At 65.1% G+C, this 12,258-nt stretch carries 14 protein-coding genes; 8 read left to right on the top strand and 6 right to left on the bottom strand.

The genetic code is table 11. The features are described 5' to 3' along the window. Positions 1-226: 226 nt before the first annotated feature. Entirely contained in the window at positions 227-565 is a 339-nt protein-coding gene (locus OC450_RS29480; protein WP_262049170.1) for a GNAT family N-acetyltransferase, read from the bottom strand. A gap of 107 nt (positions 566-672) precedes the next feature. On the opposite strand from OC450_RS29480, the gene OC450_RS29475 reads away from it, so the two are divergent. The 3 genes from OC450_RS29475 to OC450_RS29465 all read left to right on the top strand — a co-directional run bounded on the left by OC450_RS29475 (position 673) and on the right by OC450_RS29465 (position 2,986). After that, the gene (locus OC450_RS29475) at positions 673-1,824 is read left to right on the top strand and encodes a zinc-binding dehydrogenase (protein ID WP_211385106.1); all 1,152 of its coding nucleotides are present in this window, start codon (positions 673-675) and stop codon (positions 1,822-1,824) included. Positions 1,825-1,930: 106 nt separating this feature from the next. Further along, positions 1,931-2,359 carry a VOC family protein gene (locus tag OC450_RS29470; RefSeq protein WP_262049169.1) on the top strand — a complete coding sequence of 143 codons (429 nt, stop codon included), beginning with the start codon at positions 1,931-1,933 and terminating at the stop codon, positions 2,357-2,359. Between the two features lie 114 nt (positions 2,360-2,473). Then, complete coding sequence (locus tag OC450_RS29465; protein ID WP_211385104.1) at positions 2,474-2,986, top strand: hypothetical protein; 513 nt, start codon at positions 2,474-2,476, stop codon at positions 2,984-2,986. 18 nt (positions 2,987-3,004) lie between these two features. On the opposite strand, the gene OC450_RS29460 is transcribed toward OC450_RS29465, so the two are convergent. Next, positions 3,005-3,358: a cupin domain-containing protein gene (locus OC450_RS29460; RefSeq protein ID WP_211385103.1), complete on the bottom strand. Its 354-nt coding sequence runs from the start codon at positions 3,356-3,358 to the stop codon at positions 3,005-3,007. Between the two features lie 378 nt (positions 3,359-3,736). Here OC450_RS29460 and OC450_RS29455 point away from each other — a divergent pair, with 378 nt between their 5' ends. Continuing rightward, positions 3,737-5,686 carry a DEAD/DEAH box helicase gene (locus OC450_RS29455; RefSeq protein ID WP_262049178.1) on the top strand — a complete coding sequence of 650 codons (1,950 nt, stop codon included), beginning with the start codon at positions 3,737-3,739 and terminating at the stop codon, positions 5,684-5,686. Between the two features lie 18 nt (positions 5,687-5,704). Here the strand turns inward: OC450_RS29455 and OC450_RS29450 are convergent, their stop codons facing one another. Further along, positions 5,705-6,226, bottom strand: a complete 522-nt coding sequence (locus OC450_RS29450; RefSeq protein WP_211385102.1) for a GNAT family N-acetyltransferase — start codon at positions 6,224-6,226, stop codon at positions 5,705-5,707. 139 nt (positions 6,227-6,365) lie between these two features. Here OC450_RS29450 and OC450_RS29445 point away from each other — a divergent pair, with 139 nt between their 5' ends. After that, complete coding sequence (locus OC450_RS29445) at positions 6,366-6,755, top strand: hypothetical protein (RefSeq protein WP_256807833.1); 390 nt, start codon at positions 6,366-6,368, stop codon at positions 6,753-6,755. Positions 6,756-6,816: 61 nt separating this feature from the next. Here OC450_RS29445 and OC450_RS29440 read toward each other — a convergent pair whose 3' ends face one another. Both OC450_RS29440 and OC450_RS29435 read right to left on the bottom strand, forming a co-directional pair. Then, entirely contained in the window at positions 6,817-7,245 is a 429-nt protein-coding gene (locus OC450_RS29440) for a cupin domain-containing protein (RefSeq protein ID WP_211385100.1), read from the bottom strand. A gap of 55 nt (positions 7,246-7,300) precedes the next feature. Further along, a complete protein-coding gene (locus tag OC450_RS29435) occupies positions 7,301-7,855 on the bottom strand; it encodes a PAS domain-containing protein (protein ID WP_262049168.1) in 555 nt (184 codons plus the stop codon). 454 nt (positions 7,856-8,309) lie between these two features. Between OC450_RS29435 and OC450_RS29430 the strand changes: the two genes are divergently transcribed. Continuing rightward, complete coding sequence (locus OC450_RS29430) at positions 8,310-9,131, top strand: rhomboid family intramembrane serine protease (protein WP_211385098.1); 822 nt, start codon at positions 8,310-8,312, stop codon at positions 9,129-9,131. Between the two features lie 190 nt (positions 9,132-9,321). Further along, positions 9,322-9,750, top strand: a complete 429-nt coding sequence (locus tag OC450_RS29425) for a CBS domain-containing protein (RefSeq protein WP_211385097.1) — start codon at positions 9,322-9,324, stop codon at positions 9,748-9,750. Between the two features lie 17 nt (positions 9,751-9,767). Here the strand turns inward: OC450_RS29425 and OC450_RS29420 are convergent, their stop codons facing one another. Beyond that, entirely contained in the window at positions 9,768-10,817 is a 1,050-nt protein-coding gene (locus tag OC450_RS29420) for a patatin-like phospholipase family protein (protein WP_262049167.1), read from the bottom strand. 246 nt (positions 10,818-11,063) lie between these two features. Between OC450_RS29420 and OC450_RS29415 the strand changes: the two genes are divergently transcribed. Then, positions 11,064-12,161: a hypothetical protein gene (locus OC450_RS29415; RefSeq protein ID WP_256807829.1), complete on the top strand. Its 1,098-nt coding sequence runs from the start codon at positions 11,064-11,066 to the stop codon at positions 12,159-12,161. Positions 12,162-12,258: the final 97 nt, after the last annotated feature.

Raw genomic sequence — 12,258 nt, 5'->3', positions numbered from 1 at the left:
TCGCTCAAGACACTTGGGTGTGCCTGGAGATCAGCCATGCATCGCCGCCACACATTCCACCGTTGCGACGGGCAGGCGCCGTAGCCTACGCCACAGGCCTCACGTAAAACGCGTAGGGCACGCCCAAAATATCCGGCGCCTCGCGAACTCAGGTAAATCCCATCCGCAGATACATCGGCAGCGCGACCGTCATGATCGGCGTCGTATGCAGCGCGATGACTTGCGCCTAGTCGCGCTCGGCGCGGCGCAGGCATTCTTCGGTCAATTGCCGGCCGATGCCCTTGCCGCGCGTGGCCGGATCGACCACCAGCATGCGGATGATCGGCCAGGCCGGCTCGAAGAAGGCCGGCTTCGGGGCTTGCGAACCGACATAGGCTACGGCGCCGGCGATCTGGCCGTCATCTTCGGCGACGATGATCTCGCCGGTCTTGGCCAGCTCCGGTATCCTTGCGACATTGGCGGAGAACATCGGCCAGTCGGAATAATGCTGCTCGAACTCCGCGAACGCTGCGGGCGCGACGCGCGTGATCGCCTCGGCATCCTCGTTTCGACAATCACGCAGCATCGGCGTTGCCCTCGAACTGCCGCACCTTGGCACGACCGCGCATCTCACATACGCTTCGCCTCACGCCCGCACCACCAATCATAACAGACGGGCATCGAGGACACACCATGGACCAGATCCGCGTCTGCACCCACGCAGGACCGGGCTCGGAGCCCGTCATCCGCACCGTGCCGTGGCCGAAGGTCGGCAAGAAGGCCGCGCTGATCAAGGTCGGTGCCTGCGGGGTCTGCGGCACCGATCTTCACATCCTCAAAGGGCATTGGCCGAAGCCGCTGCCCTGGCCGTTCACGCTCGGCCACGAACTCGGCGGAATCATCGTCGAATGCGGCGACGAGTTCACCGAGGACTTCATGAGCAAGCCGCTCAAGGTCGGATCGAAAGTGATGATCCCGCCGCTGATGCCCTGCGGCCGCTGCTATTACTGCATCCATTACCCGCAGACCGCCAACAAATGCCTGACGCCGGTCTATTACGGCCGCTATCTCGGCTTCGAGATGGCGCCTCACATGTGGGGCGGCTGGGCCGAATATGTCTATGTCGATCTCGACATGCTGCCGGGCACCAAGATCTACAAGCTGCCCGACGACATGTCGCTGCGGCTGGGCGCACTGTCCGAGCCGCTGACCTCCTGTATCCGCGCCTTCAACCGCGCGACCCGTGCCGGAGGTTTCAGCTGGGGCGACACGGTGGTGATCCAGGGTTCAGGTCCGATCGGCATTCTGGCGGTCGCGGCCGCGCGGGAGATGGGAGCAGGGCGCGTGATCTGCGTCGGCGCGCCGGAGGAGCCGCGGCTCAAGCTCGCCCGCGAGTTCGGCGCGGAGGCGACGGTGAACATCGAGGAGCTCAAGACACCGCAAGATCGTATCGCGCGCGTGCGCGACATCGTCGGCGGCTTCGGCGCCGATCTGGTGATGGACTGCTCGGGACATCCGACCGCCGGTCCCGAAGGCATCGAGATGCTGCGCGACGGCGGCACCTATGTCGAGATGGGCCAGTTCACCGATGCCGGCTCGATCGAGACGTCCTGGCACCGCATCTGCACCAAGGACCTCAACGTGCTGGGCTCCTGGGGCTTTACCGGCAACGATCTGCCGCTCGGCGTCGACATGCTCTATCGCACGGCGGGCAAATACCCCTGGCTGAAGATGCAGACGATCTATCCGTTCACGGAAGAGGGCGTCGCGCAAGCGGTGAGGGATGCGATGGCGATGAAGACGGTGAAGTCGACGATCGTGCCATGGCCGGAACTGGTGGAATAAGGTTTTGTGGCCCGGATGAGCGATGCGATATCCGGGGTGTTTGTGGATCAAACGTTCCCGCATATCGGTTCGCTCATGCAGGCTAAGAGACTGAGTTTGGAACGAGATGACAAACGAACAAACAACCGAACCCGACCACCGCACCAGTTCGCCCTTCCGCGCCATCCGCGCGATCGACTACACCGTCGTCTTCGTGCGCGACATGGTGGCGATGCGACGCTTCTACGAGGATATCCTCGCCTTTCCGTTGCTGCGGGAGCTCTCGCCGAACTGGATCGAGTACGGCTTGGGCAGCAACACGCTGGCTCTCGCAAAGCCAGGCCGGACCGCCGCCGATGCGCCGATCCCGACCGGCACTGCCTCGCTGCAATTGGCCTTCAAGGTGTCCGCAGCCGGAGTCGATGCGTGCGCCGATGAGCTGGTGCGGCAGGGCGTGGCGCTGCTGTCACCGCCGACGAACCAGTCCTTCGGGCATCGCACGCTGTTCTTCCGCGACCCCGACGGCAATCTCCTGGAAGTCTACGCGGAGCTCTGAACCGCGCAGACCGGGACCGGCGCCCGAAAAGTTCCATCGAAAATCCGCGAGTTATTCACGCCGGGGTGAAACTTAGGTCCAGGTTCCGGCTTTGAGTTGACGGGAGAGTTCATCGTGAAGCGCATCCTGAAACCCGTCACTTACATCCTGGCCGCCATCTACTTTCTGGTGGATGCGGTCTTCATGGCCGTGGCGAGGCCAATCTCGCGCTGGCTCGGGCGGCATCTCCAATTCAGGCGATTGCGCGCCTGGATCAGATCGCTGTCGCCTTATCCGTCGCTCGCCCTGTTTTCCGTACCCGTGATCATTCTGGAGCCGATCAAGCCCGTGGCGGCCTATCTTGCCGCAACCGGACAGGTTTTGGGCGGTGCTGTGACGTTCATCGTGGGCGAGCTGCTCAAGCTCGTGCTGGTCGAGCGCCTATTCCATCTCACGCGTGACAAGCTGATGCGGATTCCGGCTTTCGCCTGGGCCTATGGCAAGTTCACCGACGTCAAGGCATGGCTGCAGGCGACCGAAGCCTGGCGCGCCATCCGCGCCTTGAGCCGCGCGGCGAGGGACGCTGTCGCGCGGGCAAGAGGCAGGCTGGTCGGCGGCTTCGGCAGGCTGGTGACCTCCCGGGATTAGGGCCGGCGCGTTGCCCCTCTATGCGAGCTTGCGCAACGCTGCGGTGGCCTTGTCGCCCGTGTTCGGCGTGCCCGTCGGCTCCATGAGCAGGAGGTGAGTCTCTTCGCGCGCCACCGGGCGATGCTCGACACCCCTGGGCACGACGTAGAGTTCGCCCGGACCGAGCGTCACCGTGCGGTCGCGCAGCTCGATGTCCAGACGACCCCTGAGGACGAGAAAGAAATCGTCGGTGTCGTCGTGCTTGTGCCAGGTGAACTCTCCCTTCACCTTCACCACCATGACGTCGCAATCGTTGAAGGTCGTGATCGTCCGTGGAGACCAGAAGTCCTCAAAGGTCGCGAGCTTGTCGGCAAGCGATATGTTGTCGGCCATGTTTCACCCGTTGCTCTCTCGTCAGGCACGATCTGGGATCGAATTTCGGATGCGACAAGACTTGGTGCCAGCCAATCGGGCGATCTTGCCTGGCTATGCGGTCCCCGGACCTGATTTGACGCAGAATCCCGCTATATGCAGCAAATCGGCCGGAAAACGCTGGATGTAGTGGGTCACGCGGCCGGTAAGCTTATTCCCGATGGCGCCAAGGCCATGCGTCATAGGCATGGTGATTTGCCCGCGCTTGGCGTAAAGAGCGTCCAAATCAAATCACCACGCGTGCGGCCGGACCATTTGCCGCCTGCGCAGCTTCAGGTCGCGCGGCTCGACGTTCCGCGCCTGGACCAACCAAGGTTTTATCCCGTGTCTTTCCCGACCATGAGTCCGCCGCTCGCCCGAGCTTTGGCCGAGCGCAACTACGACCGTCCGACCCCCGTTCAACTCGCCGTGCTCGCGGACGAGGCTGCCGACCGCGACCTCCTGGTTTCGGCCCAGACCGGCTCCGGCAAGACGCTGGCCTATGGGCTCGCCATGGCCAGGGACCTGCTGGGCGACGCCGAGCGCTTCGCGCGCGCAGGCGCACCGCTCGCCTTGATCGTCGCGCCGACCCGCGAACTCGCCTTGCAGGTTCATCGCGAACTGGCCTGGCTTTTTCAGCACGCCGACGGGCGCGTCGTCTCCTGCGTCGGCGGCATGGATCCGCGGCGCGAGCAGCGCGAGCTTGCGGCCGGCGCCCACGTCGTGGTCGGCACGCCCGGCCGGTTGTGCGATCATTTGCGCCGCGGCCGCCTCGACATCTCGGAATTGAAGGTGGTCGTCCTCGACGAGGCCGACGAGATGCTCAATCTCGGTTTTCGCGAGGACATGGAGTTCATCCTCAAGACCACGCCGGACACGCGCCGCACCCTGATGTTCTCGGCGACGTTTCCGCGCGGCATCGTCGCGCTGGCCAAGCAGTACCAGCAGCAGGCGTTCCGGATCGAGGTCGCCGGCGACGAAGGCGGTCACGCCGATATCGAGTACCGCGCCATCCGGGTCGCCCCCGGCGACGTCGAACATGCGGTGGTCAACGTGCTCCGCTACTTCGAGTCGCCGAGCGCCCTGGTGTTTTGCAGCACGCGCGATGGCGTCAGGCATCTGCAGGCGGCGCTGCTGGAGCGCGGTTTCTCCGTCGTCGCGTTGTCAGGCGAATTGACACAGAACGAGCGAACCGTGGCGCTCCAGTCTTTGCGGGACGGACGCGCCCGCGTCTGTGTGGCGACCGACGTCGCCGCGCGCGGCATCGACCTGCCGAGCCTCGACCTCGTCATTCATGCCGATCTGCCCAACGACGCCGAGGTCATGCAGCATCGCTCGGGCCGCACCGGACGTGCGGGCCGAAAGGGCACAAGCGTCCTGCTGGTGGTGCCGGCACGACGGCGGCGCGCCGAGCTGCTGCTCAATCTCTCGGGCATCGACGCGGTCTGGGGGACGGCGCCGCAGGCCGAGGAAATCCGCAAGCTCGATCATGAGCGCATGAAGGACGTGTTGTTCACGGAGGAGACGACCGCCGACGATCTGGTGCTGGCGCAGGCGCTGTTGGCCGAGCGGTCGGCCGAGGATATCGCCGCGGCGCTGGCGCGGCTCTATCGCGCGCGGCTGCCGTCGCCCGAAGACATCATCGATCCCGGCGAGCGCAGCAGCCGGCCGCGCGACGATCGCGGGCGTGACAATGTCCGTGCACCGCGCGACGATGCCCGCAACTCGCGCGGCGACGATCGCCCCGAAAGGCCTCGACCCAAATCGGGAAAATCGTCGAAACATGGCATGGCGGACGGCAGCGTCTGGTTCCGCGCCAACATCGGACGCAAAAAGAACGCGGAAGCGCGCTGGCTGCTGCCGATGATCTGCCGTCGCGGCGGCATCGACAAGGGCGACATCGGCGCCATCAAGATCATGGACACCACGACCGAGTTCGAGATTTCCGAGCGGGTCGCCGATTCCTTCGCCGTCAAGATCAAGCGTCCGGACAAGGAAGACAATATCCGCCTCGAGCCGATGGCGGACGCGCCGCAGCGGCAGGCGCCTTCGCAAGAGCGGTCCCACGCGCCTCGGGGCGAGAGCGGCGACGGTGATCGTCGTGAACGTCAGGACCGTGCGCGCGAGCCGAGCGAATTCAAGCCACGCCCTAAGCCTCACGGCGAGCGCGCGCCGAAATTCGAAGATGCTCCGGCCTTCGGGAAGAAAAAGAAGCACAAGAACAAGCCGGGCCAGGCAGAGCCCTCGGTCACGCCGTGGTCTGTGAAGGGCGCACCGGGAAAGAAGGCAAAGAAGAAACACCGCGGCTAGAACTCCAGCCGCGGAAGTTCAGATGTCGGCACGCGGCGCTGCGGCGAGATCACGAAGCATGTAGATTGCGCCTTCCCCGTAGGATGCAAGCTTGCTGCGTAACTCTGCATCCGCCGTGACGGGCTGAAAGCCGAAACTTTCCCACAGCGGCCGCGTGGCGTAGACCGACACCAGCGCAAGCGCCGCGATGCCGGATGCCCGCGCGAGCTTCTCGATGGTTGCGACATAGTCGCGCGCGACGCCGCCGCGAAAGTCGGACAGTACGGCGACGTCGTGCACATAGAGGCAATCGGCATCGCCGGGCAACCGTTCGAGCAATCGGTCGAGCGGCGGGATCTGCTGCCGCTTCCAGGGATGCGACAGGCCGTAGCCGGCGATCGCATCGTCCGCCGCGAGCACGCAGCAGCCGTCGGGATAGAGCCGCATCTTTTCCGCCAACACCTCGGGACGCTCGGGAAGGTCGGGATGGATGCGCGCCGCGATCGCACTCATCGCCGGCAGGTCGGATATGTGCGCGGGACGCCAATGCGGCTTGCTCATGTCGGTCGGTCTCATTCAACCCGTTTTATTCCGATGCGACGATGCGCGCAGCGAAAAATATCTTTGCCGTGCTCTCAGGAATACCACGGCTCGGGCGGCGTCCTACCTCATGCAAGCCCATTGCATGACAGGAGAGACCATGACGATATCCCCGATCCGCCTTGCGCTCACGCTCGCCGTTTCGCTCGCGATCGTTCCCGCCGCGTTCGCAGCGCCGCCGACCAAGACCGGCAAGACCGACAAGGGCAGCGTGCTCACCGACGCCAAGGGCATGACGCTCTACACCTTCGACAAGGACGCGGACGGCAAATCGGCTTGCAACGGCCCGTGTGCGACAAACTGGCCGGTGCTGAAGGCCGAGGCCAGCGATACCGCCGCCGACGGCTACACCGTCATCACGCGCGACGACGGCTCTAAGCAGTGGGCCTACAAGGGCAAGCCGCTCTACACCTTCGCCAAGGACACCAAGCCCGGCGACGTCACCGGCGACGGTTTTCTCAACGGTGCCTGGCATCTGGCGATGCCGTAAGCGATCCTTCGAGACGTGCCGGCGGGCTGCGCTTGGCAGCCCGTCCCCATTCTCGCGCGTGTCACGCCGGCGGCGCCGGCACCAGGCCATAGCGCAGCATCGTCTCTTTCATCTTCGCGGGATCTGGTGGTGTGCCGGCTGACAGAAGCGCCGCCATCTCCGTGAAATATTGCGGGCCCAACACCCCGGGGCTCAGGATGCACAGGCATGTCGCCGGCCCGGTCGAACGGTTGATAAAGCCGTGTACGATGCCGCGCTTGATGAAGATGGATTCTCCGGGGTCAAGATCGGTCTGCCTGCCGTCGATCGTCCAGGTCGAGACGCCGGACAGCCCGTAGATCGTTTCGTCCCAGCGGTCGTGATAGTGCGGGATCGGCATCCGCGCATTCGGCTGCAGCGTCATTTCGAAGATATCGACGCTGCCGCCGGTGTCATCCTTGCTTTGCAGGAAGCGGAGCTGGAGCGCGCCGAAATTGATGATGTCGGACATGGCATTGTCATCCCGGTGAGAGCCTGCATCGAGGTCGCTCAGATCGAAACGAGAGCTACCGCAGTCCCTCATACACCATCAGACCGCGGGCGACCTGCAATTTGCGGATCGCACGCGGCAGCAGCTTCTCCGGCTGGTGCAGATAGCGCCAGGAGGTGAGGGCGAACGGGCCAAGCGAGCCGTATTCGTCGTCGAACGGCGCGAGCACGCCGGTCACGCTCACCGGCGTATGCGGGCGGGCGTTGAAGGGCAGCAGCAGCAGCTCGAGATGCGCCTTGCTGCCGTCCTCGCGCGCGGCAGTGACACCGGCGATCGCACCCAGCGTCTCGTCGGCGACGATTGTCGTGATCTCCTCGATCTCGCGGCGGCTGGCATCCGTGAACAGCGCCGCAAAACTCTGGTCCTTGAGGTCCAGTCCCGCGAGCGCGCAGACGCGCGTGCCGGCGACGCGGAACGGAAAGCCGAACCTGGGCTCGCAGGACAGCACGAAGATGTCGCCGAGCAGGCCGCGGACGGCCGCCGGGTCGATATCGGCCCGGTCAGGGGCCCGCGCAGCGCCGCGCTTGTTGTCCCAATACGCGAAGAACGCGCGGCTCGACGGATGTTTCATGACTGAACGCTCACCCCGGGGTGCAACCTTGCGGGACAAACCTGTCCCGCATCAGTGCACCCGCGATCCCTTTGTTGTTGTGCAGGAGGGGATTTGCAGCGTCCATGCCGCGAGGGCGTTTTCGCCGCCTCCGGAGCCGTCTTTGCGTCGTTAACGTTAAATTAACTATGCGCTTTGCGCCGGCATGGCGCCTGCTATGGTGACCGCGGTCGCAAGCCTTGCCGCTTTTCTCCAGGTTCTCGGCGAGGCCTGTACACGGGCGTCAAACAGTTTGGTCACGGGCTGCGGGGAGGGGTGGGGATACACCTTAATTCCCTGGGAGTACCGGAAGGCCGACACGGATAGGCAGGGCTTCCCAGGGCCCTGCCTTTTCCTTTTGTTCACTTGCGCAAGGCAGGTAAAGGCGACTATCTCCAAGCGGATCGCTCCGATCGGGCTTGAAAGCGACGCTGCCTTGGATTCCCCGCAAGATTCTCCGCCGCAGGATTCGTCGCCAGACGTGCCGGCCGTCGTCGAGGCGGCTCCGCGCGAGCCGATCCTGACGCTGCCCCTGGCCCTGACAGCCTATATCGTCCTGCTGGCCGTCATCCATCTGCGGGTGCTGCTGCCGCCGGAGCTCGAGAACTGGACCATCGACGTCTTCGGCTTCATCCCCAAGCGCTACGATGCCTCGCTGCTCAATCTGCAGATTCCTGGCGGGGCCGGCGCCAAGGTCTGGAGTTTCGTCACCTATTCGCTGCTGCACGCCAATCTCACCCATCTCGGCTTCAACGTGCTTTGGCTGCTGCCGTTCGGCAGTGCGCTGGCGCGGCGCTTTGGCCCTGTCAGGTTCTTCCTGTTTCTCGCGGTGACGGCGGCGGCCGGCGCGCTCGCCCATCTCGTGACCCACGAGCACGCGGTGGCGCCGATGATCGGCGCCTCGGCCTCGGTGTCGGGCGCGATGGCGGCGGCGATCCGCTTCGCCTTCGTCCGCGGCAGCTTCCTGTCGTTCAACCGATCGGACGCCGATACCGCCGCAAGAGTTCCGGCGCTGCCGCTGTCGCGGGCGCTGCGCGACGGGCGGGTGGTGGGCTTCCTCGCGGTGTGGTTCGGCGTCAACATCATCTTCGGCGTCGGTGCGATCGGGATCGATTCCGAGACCACGAGCGTCGCCTGGCAGGCGCATATCGGCGGCTTCTTCGCGGGACTCCTGCTGTTTGCGTTGTTCGATCCCGTGCCGCGCATGCGAAACGATGCTGCGGATGCGTCATCACAGGACGTTTCAGACCGTATTTGAAGCGGCGCTTGCGGTGCCGCCCGAATTCATCCATCATTTGCGCCAAGAATGTTCCGAAGCGACAAGCCGCTAGCGGCGATGCTTCGCAAAGCGCCTGAAGCGTGAAACCGGCGCCGAAACTGTTAGTTGAAGACTCGAAGAACAAGTCCGGACCGCCAAAGGCGGACGGTTCCGATTCAGGGAGGCGACAATGACGGTACGTTCGATTCTCAACAGCAAGGGCCACCAGATCATGAGCGTCGAGCCCGACGCCAAGCTGGCCGCCGCGGTCAAGCTGCTCGGTGAGAAGAAGATCGGCGCGGTGCTGGTGATGAACCAGAGCCGGCTCGAAGGCATCCTGTCCGAGCGCGACATCGTGCGCGTGCTCGGCGAGCGCGGCGCTTCCGTGCTGGAGGAACCGGTCGCTCAGGTCATGACCCGCAAGGTCGTGAGCTGCAAGGAAGCCGACACGGTCGCCGAGCTCATGGAGATGATGACAACAGGCAAGTTCCGCCACCTGCCCGTCGTCGACAACGGCAAGGTGGTCGGCCTGATCTCGATCGGCGACATCGTCAAATGGCGCGTCCGCGAATACGAAGCCGAGCAGGAAGCCCTGCGCGACTACATCAAGACGGCCTGATCAGTTAGACGACCTGATCAGTCTTGCGCGCCAACTTTCGGCGCCGTGCCCTCGGGCGGCGGCGCCAGCACGTGGATTGCCTCCTGGATGGAGTCCAGTGCACGCTCGGCGGCGCGGGTGCCCAAGGCGATGAGGTCTTCGGAGCGGTGGAAGTCGAACCAGCCGAACTGGCCGACCCGCGGCGTGATCAGCAGATCCGGCGGATCGCCGGCGAGGCGGGCGCGGGTGATGCGGTCCTGCATGATGTTGAAGGCGTCGACCATCACCGAAGAGAGGCCGGGCCGGGCGCTGCCACCTCCGAAGAACTCGCGCTTCACCGTCTTCTCAGGCGAGAAGAATCTCGGGAAGCGCCGCTTTGACGTCGTCTCTTCGCTCACGGGAATCACCGGTTCAGGCATCGCGCCGTGCGAATAGACCGTCGTCGAATAGGTGAAGATATCGCTGGAAAGATTTGCGGCGATGACGATTTCGGCGCCGAGCGCGCGGGCGGCCGAGACCGGCACCGGGTTCACCAACGCGCCGTCGACCAGCCAGCGATCGCCGATCAGGACCGGAGTGAAGATGCCGGGCAGGGCGTAGGAGGCGCGCATCGCATCGACCACGCGGCCGCGCGTCAGCCAGATCTCGTGGCCGGTGCGAACCTCGGTCGCGACCGCGGCGAACTTGATCGGGAGGTCCTCGATCGGGGTCTGGCCGCAGGCTTCCTCGAGCCGGGTCGCCAGCTTCTCGCCGCCGATCAGGCCCGAGCCGTTGAGGCGGATGTCGAGATAGCCGAGGATGTTGCGCATGCCTTGCAGGCTCCGGCCCCATTCTTCCAGAGTATCGAGCCGGCCGGCCGCATAGAGGCCGCCGACCACCGCGCCGATCGAGGTGCCGACCACGACGTCGGGTACGATTCCGTTGGCGAGCAGGGTCCTGATAATGCCGATATGGGCGAAGCCGCGGGCGGCACCGCCACCGAGGGCAAGGCCAATGACCGGCCGGCGGATGCTGCCCAGGCCAACCTTCTCGGCCACCTTGTCGCCATTCGAGCCGTTCGCGCCTCGACCCTTCAAGATATCCAGCACCGAAACTCTCCTACGCCGGGCCAGCCCCACTCATCAGACTAGGCACCGTATTTGCGCTTCGCCAGAACCGGCGCGAAGCATGGTTTATGCCGGTTTGGGAAGGGCACGGGGCAGGAGTATGGCGGGGGCGGTTGCCTTCAGCGTAATCACGCAAGCGTCAAGCGGGTTCCAAAAAACCGTATCGGGCCGTATTTCCCGGGGTTTCAGAGGCTTGAATTTGCCGCGTTTTCGGTGAAAAGCAGGGGCATGACTCTCAGGCGTGACGGCATCATCGGATGGCGGCGCAGCGTATCGCTGCTGCCGGCGCTGATCGTTGCTGCGTGCCTCGTTACCCTTGGTCAAGGCGCTGCGCAGGCGCAGCTTTTCTCTGATCGTCCGCCGCCGGTGCCGCCCGCCTCGGTGCCCGATCCCGGCGGCGCCATCAATCTGGCACCGCCCTCCGGGCCGGGCGCCGGACCGCCAGGCCTTCAGCCAAGCCTTCAGCCAAGCCTGCCGCCGACCCTGACGCAGCCGGTTTCGCCCAGCATGCCGCCGCCCGCGGTCAGCACCGTGCCGCCGGCCGCGCCGCTCAACGCCGCCGTGCCCGGCCAGGGCGTGCTGTCGCTGACCGCGAAATACGGCAAGGAAGCTCCCGCGATCACCAGCGGCCTGGTCTGGCGCGTGTTCGCCGACCGCCCCGACGAGAACGGCACCTTCAAGCTGATCCGCGAGGACCGCAACGCCACCCCGAACATCGTTCTGCCGCCCGGCAATTACGTCGTGCATGTCGCCTTCGGCCTCGTCAGCGCGGTGCGCACGGTCAGCCTGAAGGCCGAGACCGATCGCGAGTCCTTCGTGCTGCCGGCCGGCGGCCTGCGCATCGAGGGCCGCGTCGGCACCAGCCGCATTCCGCAGAACCAGATCTCGTTCGCGATCTACAAGGGCAGCCAGTTCGAGGCCGGCGAGCGCGCCGCGCTGGTGCCCAACGTCGCCGCCGGCGACGTCGTGCTGATCCCCGAGGGGACCTACTACATCATCTCCAACTATGGCGACGCCAATTCGGTGGTGCGCTCGGACATCCGTGTCCAGGCCGGCAAGCTCACCGACGTCACCATCACCCACCGTGCTGCCGTCATCACGCTGAAGCTCGTCAGCGACAAGGGCGGCGAGGCGCTTGCCAACACCGCCTGGTCGGTGCTGACCCCCGGCGGCGACGTCATCAAGGAATCGATCGGCGCCTTCCCGCGCGTCGTGCTCTCCGAAGGCGAATACCGCGCCATCGCCAAGAACGAGGGCAAGGTCTACGAGCGCGGCTTCAACGTCGTCAACGGCGTCGACGGCGAAGTCGAAGTGGTCGCGCGCTGATTCTGCTCCGCGGGTCGATCTGACCGGGCGTCAGCTCTCTCCGTGCCGTCATCGCGAGCGTAGCGAAGCAATCCAGAATCTTTCCGCTGAGGGCCTC

This window comes from Bradyrhizobium sp. Bra78 (assembly GCF_024519855.1).
In the GTDB taxonomy this organism is placed as follows: domain Bacteria; phylum Pseudomonadota; class Alphaproteobacteria; order Rhizobiales; family Xanthobacteraceae; genus Bradyrhizobium; species Bradyrhizobium japonicum_G.
This window is presented reverse-complemented; position numbering and strand designations above follow the sequence as displayed.

Bases quoted from the DNA above. Each gene is read 5' to 3' on its own strand.
- OC450_RS29470 (WP_262049169.1), top strand. From the start codon at position 1,931: ATGACAAACGAACAAACAACCGAACCCGACCACCGCACCAGTTCGCCC.
- OC450_RS29415 (WP_256807829.1), top strand. From the start codon at position 11,064: ATGACTCTCAGGCGTGACGGCATCATCGGATGGCGGCGCAGCGTATCG.
- OC450_RS29460 (WP_211385103.1), bottom strand. From the start codon at position 3,358: ATGGCCGACAACATATCGCTTGCCGACAAGCTCGCGACCTTTGAGGAC.
- OC450_RS29445 (WP_256807833.1), top strand. From the start codon at position 6,366: ATGACGATATCCCCGATCCGCCTTGCGCTCACGCTCGCCGTTTCGCTC.
- OC450_RS29480 (WP_262049170.1), bottom strand. From the start codon at position 565: ATGCTGCGTGATTGTCGAAACGAGGATGCCGAGGCGATCACGCGCGTC.
- OC450_RS29475 (WP_211385106.1), top strand. From the start codon at position 673: ATGGACCAGATCCGCGTCTGCACCCACGCAGGACCGGGCTCGGAGCCC.
- OC450_RS29425 (WP_211385097.1), top strand. From the start codon at position 9,322: ATGACGGTACGTTCGATTCTCAACAGCAAGGGCCACCAGATCATGAGC.
- OC450_RS29455 (WP_262049178.1), top strand. From the start codon at position 3,737: ATGAGTCCGCCGCTCGCCCGAGCTTTGGCCGAGCGCAACTACGACCGT.
- OC450_RS29440 (WP_211385100.1), bottom strand. From the start codon at position 7,245: ATGTCCGACATCATCAATTTCGGCGCGCTCCAGCTCCGCTTCCTGCAA.
- OC450_RS29435 (WP_262049168.1), bottom strand. From the start codon at position 7,855: ATGAAACATCCGTCGAGCCGCGCGTTCTTCGCGTATTGGGACAACAAG.
- OC450_RS29450 (WP_211385102.1), bottom strand. From the start codon at position 6,226: ATGAGCAAGCCGCATTGGCGTCCCGCGCACATATCCGACCTGCCGGCG.